Raw genomic sequence first — 1,271 nt, forward strand, 5'->3', positions numbered from 1 at the left:
TGGTCATATGTCAATATTTTGGACACAAAAAGTCAAACTTTTTTATGCTGCACTTCTAGCTAATAATTCACATTGATCTGGAGTCATGTAATTAATAGAAGAGTGTAGCCTTTTTCTGTTATACCAACCTTCAATATATTTAAAAATAGCCATATTAGCTTCTTCGAAGGTACGGTATGTATTTCTATATATTTCTTCCTTTTTTATTAATGAATGAAAAGATTCTATACAAGCATTATCATATGGACAACCTTTTTTACTAAACGATTGTATAATATTAAACTCTTTGCATAGCTCCCTTAAATCATTGCTAGTGTATTGAGAGCCTAAATCGCTATGAAATATTAATTGCTTATTCTTATCGGGAGATTGGCTGTAATAAGCATTTTTTAAGGCTTTAACAACTAAATCATTAGTCATTCTCTGACCGAAAGCGTAGCCAATTATTTTTTTAGAATATAAGTCTAGAACTGAAGCTAAATAGCAACCAACCATCTTTGATAGTATAAATATATGTAATATCTCCTACCCATTTTTCGTTAATAGAAGTAGTAGTAAAATCTCTTTTCAAAACGTTTTCTAAATCTTCTGCTACCTTTTTACTTGAATGAGGTTTGTATTTTTTTACAGTTACTGCACAAAGGCCAAGTTCAGTCATTCGTCTTTGAACTCGCTTCAATGATACATTGAATCCTTCTATACCAAGTATATGATGAATCCTAGGAGCACCATATATGCCTTTATTCTCTTTATATATCCTTTTAATAGCTGATTTTAATTCCTCATTTTCTAATTCTCTTGCAGATTTAGTTTTATCAAAAGATTTATAATATGTGCTTCTGGCTACGCCTAGAACGGTACACATAGTCTTAATATCATGTTTGTTTTTATTGCTATTTATAAATTCTATTAATTCATCTAATTTCTTGTTGCAAATATGGCCATAGCTTTTTTTAATATTTCATTTTCCTCTTTAATTCCTTGCCATTTCTTTTTTTAAAGCCTTAACTTCCTTTAATGTCATAACTTCATTTTCATCTACTTTAATTTCTTTTACATCTTTAACCCAGCCGTTAATTGTTGATTTTGCAATGCCATATTCGCTACTTAGCTCTGCTAAGCTCATTCCTGACTTAAATAATTCTACTATCATATCTTTATATTCTTGATCGTATCTTCTGCCCTTTCCCATAATGGACACATCCTTTCTTAACTAAATATTATTTTACTTAGTTCGATTTAATGTGTCCACTACTTTATACTAACACCAA

1 pseudogene is annotated in these 1,271 nt (G+C 29.8%); it reads right to left on the minus strand.

Annotated features, from left to right (window positions below):
- Nucleotides 1-42: 42 nt before the first annotated feature.
- A pseudogene (locus HMPREF0216_RS07785) lies at nucleotides 43-1,192 on the minus strand (IS3 family transposase).
- Between the last annotated feature and the right edge of the window lie 79 nt (nucleotides 1,193-1,271).

This window comes from Clostridium celatum DSM 1785, assembly GCF_000320405.1.
In the GTDB taxonomy this organism is placed as follows: Bacteria; Bacillota; Clostridia; order Clostridiales; family Clostridiaceae; genus Clostridium; species Clostridium celatum.